Consider the following 7,576-nt stretch of genomic DNA (forward strand, 5'->3'; position numbering starts at 1 on the left):
TACGTCTCGTGGGCTCGGAGATGTGTATAAGAGACAGGACCTCGTCGGCGATGGCGGTGGTGTCCTCGGGCGCCTGGTAGCCGGGGATCGGGGTGCCCCAGACGAGGAAGTAGCGGTGCGGGTCGGCCAGGGCCCACTCGCGCAGGGCGCGTGCCAGTCCGGCGAGGTCGGTCCCCTCGGCGGCGACCGCGTGCAGGGCGTCGGCGAGGCTGCGGTAGGCGTCCCGGACCAGCTCGGTGATCAGCTCGTCGCGGCCGGCGAAGTAGCGGTAGAGCGCGGGGCCGCTCAGGCCCATGCTCTTGGCGACGGCGTTGAGGGAGAGGGCGGACGCGCCGGCCGTGGCGATCTGCTCCCAGGCGCGGTCCTTGATCTCCGCGCGGACCTGGGCGCGGTAGCGCTCCCGGGGCGTCGCGGCCCCCCTCGTGCGCGTGCTCGCGTCGTTCGCGGCCATCGCCCGCCGCCTCCTCTGCCCGTCGGTCACTTGCCCCTCAGCGGGAGTTATAAGGTATCACGATTGCTGTTGACTCTCCGAACGGAAGGAAGTTATAACTTCTCACGGAAGCAAGGGCTTCTCTCCGTGACGACATCCAGGGGGAAACGTCATGTCCCGCACCCGTACCGCCGCCCGTTCCCGTGCCGCCGCCCGTTCGCGTACCGCCGCGCTCCTCGCCGTGCCGCTGGTCGCCGGCGGACTGCTCGGCGCGGCCGCCGTCCCGGCCGGGGCCCACCCGCGGCCGGCCGCCGCCGCCCCGCTGACCTGCCAGGGCCGGGGCGTGGACCCGGCCGCCGCGGTCCGGCACCGCACCGAGACGGTGATCGACGCGCCGCTGAACACCGTCTGGAAGCTCCAGACGGACGTGGCGCGCTGGCCGTCCTGGCAGCCGCCGGTGGCGAGCGCGGAGCGCCTGGACCACGGGCCGCTGCGGGCCGGCTCGGCGTTCCGGTGGACGATCCCGGTGCCGCCCACGCCGAGCACTCCGGCGCTGGACCTGGACATCACCTCGACCGTCCGGCAGCTTGAGCGCGGCTCCTGCATCCGCTGGACCGGCCCGGCGGTCGACGAGGCGCACGGGGTGCGGATCGACGGCGTGCACGTGTGGCGGTTCTCGCCGACGCGCGGCGGCGGGGTGCGAGTGAGCACCGAGGAGACCCATACCGGCCCGGTGGTGGACGGGGACGTGCCCACCGCCACCAGGGTGCTCCGGGAGGGGCTGGAGGCGTGGCTGCGCGACCTGAAGACCGCGGCCGAGGCAGCGGAGGCGGGCGGCTGCCGGCCCTGAGCCGGCGAGGGGGCGTCTTGCGGTCACGGCCTGTCCAGGGGGACGTCCCCGTTCCGGAGGGCCGTGCGGCGAGGGGGCGGACGCGGCCCCGAGCCGGCCCGCTCCCGTACGGAGGCGCGCGGACGTTCCGTACGGAGGCGTGCAGGGAGAGGGCTCAGCGCAGGTGCGAGGTGTCGTTGAGCAGCCGCACCGAGGCGTTGCCGTCGCGGTAGTAGGCCACGACGGAGAGCGAGGCCGCCGACAGCTCCATCCGGAACAGCGACTCCGGCGGCGCGCCCAGGGCGAGCCGGACCAGGGTCTTGATCGGCGTGACATGGGTGACCGCCAGCACCGTGCGGCCGGCGTGCGCGGTGGTGAGCCGGTCCCGGGCGGCGGCGACCCGGCGGCTGACCGCCGCGAAGGACTCGCCGCCGGTGGGCGCCGCCTTCGGGGAGGCGAGCCAGGCGTCCAGGTCGTCCGGGTAGCGCTCGCGCACCTCGGCGAAGGTCAGGCCCTCCCAGGCGCCGAAGTCCGCCTCGCGCAGCCCTTCCTCGACCCGCACCTCCAGGCCCAGCCGTTCGGCGACCTCGGCGGCGGTCTGCCGGCAGCGCCGCAGCGGGGAGGTGACGATCTCCTGGACGGTGCCCCGGGCGGCCAGCAGCGCGGCGGCCGCCTCGGCCTGGCGGCGGCCCGCGTCGGACAGCTCCGGGTCGCTGCCGCCGCTGCCGGAGAACCGCCTCTGCGGGGTGAGCGCGGTCTCGCCGTGCCGCAGCAGGACGAGAGTGGCCGGGGCGCCCAGGTCGGCGGCGGCCCAGCCGACGGCCGGGGTGGTCGCCTCGGCGGCGGCAGCCCCGACCGACGGGACGGCCAAGGCGGCCCCGGCGACCGGAGCCGCACCCGGATCCGTACCCGCACCCGAGTCCGTACGAGCCCCGGCTCCCGTACGAGCGCCCGCACCCGTGACGGAGCCCGTCCCCGGCTCCGGACGCGTGCCCGCGAGTGCCGCGCGGGCCTTGGCGGCGCCGGCGGCGTGGTCGCCGACGACTCGGGCGGCTGCCGTGTCGGCGCCGGGCCCGGTGGCGGCGGGACGGGCCGCGGCCAAGGCCGCGGAGTGGCCGGGTTGCCACCGCTGCCCGCGCTTGCCCGCGTCCATCGCCTCGTTGGCGAGCCGGTCGGCGTGCTTGTTCCGCTCGCGCGGGATCCACTCGTAGCGGACCTGCGCGGCGGGGAAGACCCGGGCGGCCTCGGCGGCCAGCGGCTTCATGTCCGGGTGCTTGATCTTCCAGCGGCCGGACATCTGCTCCACGACCAGCTTGGAGTCCATCCGCACCCGCACCGACGCCTCCGGCGCCAGCTCGCGGGCGGCCTTCAGTCCGGCGATCAGGCCCCGGTACTCGGCGACGTTGTTGGTGGCCACGCCGATGTACTCGGCGGCCTCCGCCAGCGGCTCGCCGGAGACCGGGTCCAGCACGACCGCCCCGTAGCCGGCCGGGCCCGGGTTGCCCCGGGAGCCGCCGTCGGCCTCGACGATCAGTTCACCGATGCCCGCGGCGCCGGGGGTGGCAGCCATCAGAGGCCGGACTCCGAGGTGCGCACCAGGATGCGGCGGCAGTTCTCGCAGCGGACCACCGTCTCGGGGGCGGCGGCGCGGACCTCGTTCAGCTCGGTGATGTTCAGCTCGAGACGGCAGCCCTCGCAGCGGCGCTGGAACAGCTTGGCCGCGCCGACGCCGCCCTGCTGGCCGCGGATCTTCTCGTACAGCTTCATCAGGTCGGCGGGCACCGAGCCGGCGACGACCTCGCGCTCCTTGGCGACGGAGGCGGCCTCGTCGTCCAGTGCGCCCTGGGCGGCGTCCCGGCGGGCGGTGGCGTCGTCGGCCTTGCCCTGGACCGCGCCGACCCGCTCGGTCAGCTCGGCGACCCGCTCCTGGGCGGACTCGCGGCGCTCCATGACCTCCAGCACCACGTCCTCCAGGTCGCCCTGGCGCTTGGCGAGGGAGACCAGCTCCCGCTGGAGGTTCTCCAGGTCCTTGGGCGAGGTGACCGCGCCGGAGTCCAGGCGCTGCTGGTCGCGGACGGCGCGCTGGCGGACCTGGTCGACGTCCTGCTCGGCCTTGGTCTGCTCGCGGGCGCAGTCGCTCTCCTCGGTCTGCGCGGCGACCAGCAGGTCGCGCAGCTGGGCGAGGTCCTTGGTCAGCGACTCGATCTCGGCGTGCTCGGGCAGCCCCTGGCGCCGGTGGGCGAGCTGCGCCAGGCGCAGGTCGAAGCCCTGGACGTCGAGGAGGCGGATCTGGTCGGCGGGCGCGGCGTTCAGTTGGGGGCTCCAGTGTCGAGGTGAGCGGAGGAAGCGGAGTGGTGTGACCAGGGGTCGGTGACCGCCGTGGAGACCTGGACCTCCAGGTCCCAGCCGCGGCGGTCGGAGATCTCGGCGAGCTGGCGGGCGGCCAGGTCGCACCAGGGCTGCTCGGTGGCCCAGTGCGCGGCGTCGACCAGGCCCAGCCCGGTGTGCTGCACGGCCTCGGAGGCCGGGTGGTGGCGCAGGTCGGCGGTGAGGAAGGCGTCCACGGCGGCGGCCCGCACCGCGTCGAAGAGGCTGTCGCCGGAGCCGCCGCTGACCGCGACCCGGCGCACGAGCGCGTCGGGGTCGCCGGCCGTGCGGATGCCCTGCGCGGTGGCGGGCAGCGCGCGGGCGGCCCGCTCGGCGAACGCGCGGAGCGTCTCGGGCTCGTCCAGCTCGCAGATCCGGCCGAGGCCGGTCGCAGGGACGAGGGGGGCGACGGGGCGCAGGCCGAGCACGGCGGCCAGCGCGTCGGAGACGCCGGGGTCGGCGGTGTCGGCGTTGGTGTGGGCGACGTGCAGGGCCACGTCGTGCTTGATCAGGGTGTGCACCACCCGGCCCTTGAAGTGCCCGGCGGCCACCGTGGTGGTGCCGCGCAGGTAGAGCGGGTGGTGGGTGACCAGCAGGTCCGCGCCGAGCGCGACGGCCTCGTCGGCGACGGCCCGGACCGGGTCGACGGCGAACAGCACCCGGCGGACGGGGGCGTCCGGGTCGCCGCAGACGGTGCCGACGGCGTCCCACTGCTCGGCCCGCTCCGGGGGCCACAGGGCGTCCAGCTCGGCGATGACTTCAGACAGACGGGGCACGGGGCAAGGCTACCTGTCCGGCGTAACGCCGGTGGTCGCGGTCGGGGTCCGCCCGGGGCCGGAGCACAGCCGGGGTCGGGGCGCGCGGCGAATTCGCACCCGGCCACCCGTACAGGTGAAGCGGGCCGGGTCCCGTTGTCCGGCTGGGCGTGCGAAAACTAGCTTCTGTCGCCGGAGGTGACGAGTCGATGACTGCCTGTGCCATCGAGCCCGCCGCGCAGGATGACGGCGCGGCGGCGCGTACGGGTTCCACGACCGGGCCGGGTTCCGGCCCCGGGGAGGCGGGCGGGGGGTTCTCCCTCGCCGCGGACGGCGCCTACGCGGCGAGGCTGGCCGGGGAGGGCGAGGCCCGTTACCCGGAGCGCTGGACGCTGGACGGGCCCGAGCCCTACGCCGTACCGCTGCCGGCCGGGCAGCCGGAGGACGCCGACGCGCAGTTGCTGGCGCTGTCCGACGGGCGGGTGCTGATCGGGCGGCGAGTGGAGGAGCGCCGGGTCTACTCGCTGCTGTATCCGAGCGGGCCGCGCACCGGGGAGGTGCTGCTGGGCGCGGTGCCGGACGGGCCGGGGGCGGGCGGTGCGGTGCGGCTGCTGCCGCCGTCGCCGGACGGGCTCGGCGGGTACGCGCTGAGCGCCGGCGAGCGGGTGTCCACGGTGTGGCGGGTGACCGGCGGGCCGGGCGGGCCGGAGCCGGTGGCCGAGGTGCCGGGGTGGTGCACCGGCGGGGTGTGGCTGGACGGGAGCGGGCGGCTGCTGGCGCTGGACCGGCGGCCGGCCGGCGGCGGGCCGGTGAAGTCGGTGGCGGTGGACCTGGGGCGGGGCGGCGAGGTGACGCCGCTGCTGGAGATCGCCGAGAGCAGCGATGACCGGGTGCTGCTGGCGGACGCGGACAGCGGGCTGCTGCTGGTGCGCTCGGACGCGCCTTCGCCGGGCGCCCCGCGGCTGGGGTGGGGGGTGCTGGGCAGCACGCTGCCGGTGAAGTTCCCGGAGTGCCTGCGGCTTGCGGACGCGGCGGTGACGCCGTTCGCGGTGCAGCCGGGGCAGACGCTGACCCCGGAGGCGTGCGCGGTGGCGCTGCGGATCGACGGGGCGTCGGGGAGCTGGGTGGGGATCTGGCGGCCGGCCGAGCGCAGGCTGCACCAGGTGGGCGCGCCGGCCGGCTGGCAGGCCGGGGCGGGGCTGTGGTCCCGGGAGGGGGTGCTGGTGCTGCCGTACGCGACGGCGGCGGTGCCGTGCGGGCTGGCCAGACTGGCGCGCTCGGGCCCGCCGGAGCCCGCGCCCGACGGCGTACGACCGGCGGCGGAACGCCCGGCGCGGGGGCCCTCCACCACACCCGCACAAGCGGAAGGGGCGGAGCGGGAACCGCAGGCGGGGGCCGCGGCGACTGTCGGGGTGTGCCGACCGGTTCCGCTCCAGCAGGCGCCGCTGACCGGCCGCACGGCCTGAAGGGGGCAGGCCCTAGACTCACGGGCCGCACATCATCGAAACGATCACGACGGGGTGAAGTTCCCACATGTCTGAAGCCAGCACCGACACGACCCAGGCGGGACCGCAGGGGGACGCCGGCGGCTCCGGAAAGCACCGAGGGGGCGCCGCGCGCGCCGAGGACACCGGCGCGCAGCCGCACGGCCGGCACCGCAGGCACACGGAGGCGGAGGCCGCCTGACCGGCGGGACGACGGCGAGAGGGAGGGCCGTAGCCCGGGTGACCCCCGGGCTCCGGCCCTCCCTCGTCTGCGCGGTCAGTGGTGCTCGGTGCGGCGCGGCATCCACAGCCAGGTGAGCAGCGCGCCGGCGAGGACCACGATCGCCCCGGTGCGGAAGGCCATGGCGTAGCCGGCGGTGAGCGCCTCCGGCGAGGTGCCGCCGGCGGTCGTGGCGGCGGCGACGGTGGAGAGCACCGCGAGGCCGAGCGCGCCGCCCATCGTGCGGGAGGTGTTGACCAGGCCGGAGACCAGGCCGGCGTCGCCGGGCGCGGCGCCGGCGGTGGCCAGCGAGGCGAGCGGGGTGATGGCGAGGCCGACGCCCAGCATCATCAGGATGCCGGGGCCGAGGATGGTGGTGGCGTACGAGCCGTGGGCGTCCATCAGGGACTGCCAGCCGAAGCCGGCGGCGGCCACCAGCGCACCGGCGACGGCGAGGTCGCGGGCGCCGGTGACGGCCATCAGCCGGGGCGCGAGCTTGGAGCCGAGGATGACGCTGAGCGAGCTGGGCACGAGGGCGAGGCCGGCCTGGAGCGGGGTGTAGCCGAGCACGCCCTGGGCGTAGACGGTCATGAAGAACCACATGGCGAACGAGGCGGAGCCGTTGACCAGCATGGCCGCGTTGGCCGCGGAGACCGGGCGGGAGCGGAAGACCTTCAGCGGCATCAGCGGCTCGCGGGTGCGGGCCTCCACCGCGACGAACAGCGCGAGCAGGGCGAGGCCCCCGAGCAGCGGGACGAGGGTGGCGGCGTCGCCCCAGCCGGCCTCCTCGGTCTGCACGATGCCGTAGGCGACGGCGGCCAGGCCTGCGGTGGCCAGGACCGCGCCGGGCAGGTCGAGCCGCCGGCGGGCGTCCGCGCCGCGCCCCTCGCGTATGCACACCACCGCGGCGACGATGACGACGACGCCGACCGGCACGTTGATCAGCAGCACCCAGCGCCAGGAGAGCAGGTCGGTGAGGAGGCCGCCGACCAGTCCGCCGGCCGCGCCGCCGCCCGCGCCGACCGCGGACCAGGTGGCTATCGCCCGGGTGCGGGCCGGGCCGGGCGGCACCGCGGAGGTGACGATGGTGAGCGTCGCCGGGGCGAGGACCGCGGCCCCGAGGCCCTGCACGGCCCGGGCCGCCAGGAGCTGCCAGCCCTCGCCGGCCAGTCCGCCGGCCACCGAGGCGGCGGTGAACAGCCCGAGCCCGGTGAGGAACATCCGCTTGCGGCCGAAGAGGTCGGCGGCCCGTCCGCCGAGCAGCATGAAGCCGGCGAACGCGATGGAGTACGCGTTGAGCACCCACTGGAGCCCGACGGAGGACAGCCCGAGGTCGGCGCGCATGGACGGCAGGGCCACGTTGACCACGGAGACGTCGAGGACGACGAGGAACTGCCCGGCGCAGGCGGCGGCCAGGACCAGCCAGGTCCGGTTGCCGGCCGCCGGGGGCGCGGTCGTGGCGGTGGGAGCCGCAGAGGCGGAAGCGGAAGC

At 76.4% G+C, this 7,576-nt stretch carries 8 protein-coding genes; 3 read left to right on the forward strand and 5 right to left on the reverse strand.

Annotation, left to right across the window (positions count from 1 at the left end; translation table 11 throughout):
* On the reverse strand, positions 1 to 451 hold a 451-nt coding region (locus tag C6N75_RS22730; protein ID WP_146132645.1), incomplete at its 3' end, for a TetR/AcrR family transcriptional regulator.
* Positions 452 to 602: 151 nt separating this feature from the next.
* Between C6N75_RS22730 and C6N75_RS22735 the strand changes: the two genes are divergently transcribed.
* Entirely contained in the window at positions 603 to 1,280 is a 678-nt protein-coding gene (locus C6N75_RS22735) for an SRPBCC family protein (protein WP_105870755.1), read from the forward strand.
* A gap of 154 nt (positions 1,281 to 1,434) precedes the next feature.
* Here the strand turns inward: C6N75_RS22735 and C6N75_RS22740 are convergent, their stop codons facing one another.
* The 3 genes from C6N75_RS22740 to C6N75_RS22750 are packed head-to-tail and all read right to left on the reverse strand — an operon-like array spanning position 1,435 to position 4,402.
* On the reverse strand, positions 1,435 to 2,829 hold the full coding sequence (locus C6N75_RS22740; RefSeq protein ID WP_258177554.1) for a bifunctional RNase H/acid phosphatase: 1,395 nt from the start codon (positions 2,827 to 2,829) through the stop codon (positions 1,435 to 1,437).
* Entirely contained in the window at positions 2,829 to 3,572 is a 744-nt protein-coding gene (locus tag C6N75_RS22745; RefSeq protein ID WP_181160580.1) for a zinc ribbon domain-containing protein, read from the reverse strand. Before C6N75_RS22745 ends, C6N75_RS22740 begins: the two co-directional genes overlap by 1 nt.
* Complete coding sequence (locus tag C6N75_RS22750) at positions 3,569 to 4,402, reverse strand: Nif3-like dinuclear metal center hexameric protein (protein ID WP_105870756.1); 834 nt, start codon at positions 4,400 to 4,402, stop codon at positions 3,569 to 3,571. The genes C6N75_RS22745 and C6N75_RS22750 overlap by 4 nt, the downstream gene beginning before the upstream one ends.
* Before the next feature lie 188 nt (positions 4,403 to 4,590).
* Between C6N75_RS22750 and C6N75_RS22755 the strand changes: the two genes are divergently transcribed.
* Both C6N75_RS22755 and C6N75_RS30885 read left to right on the forward strand, forming a co-directional pair.
* On the forward strand, positions 4,591 to 5,847 hold the full coding sequence (locus C6N75_RS22755) for a hypothetical protein (RefSeq protein WP_105870757.1): 1,257 nt from the start codon (positions 4,591 to 4,593) through the stop codon (positions 5,845 to 5,847).
* Positions 5,848 to 5,914: 67 nt separating this feature from the next.
* Positions 5,915 to 6,067, forward strand: coding sequence for a hypothetical protein (locus tag C6N75_RS30885; protein ID WP_181160579.1), 153 nt, complete (start codon positions 5,915 to 5,917; stop codon positions 6,065 to 6,067).
* Between the two features lie 75 nt (positions 6,068 to 6,142).
* Here the strand turns inward: C6N75_RS30885 and C6N75_RS22760 are convergent.
* Positions 6,143 to 7,576 (reverse strand): MFS transporter (locus C6N75_RS22760; protein ID WP_407703260.1); only part of this gene is annotated, 1,434 nt, incomplete at its 5' end.

The organism is Streptomyces solincola (assembly GCF_002982015.1).
Classification (GTDB): Bacteria; Actinomycetota; Actinomycetes; order Streptomycetales; family Streptomycetaceae; genus Streptomyces; species Streptomyces solincola.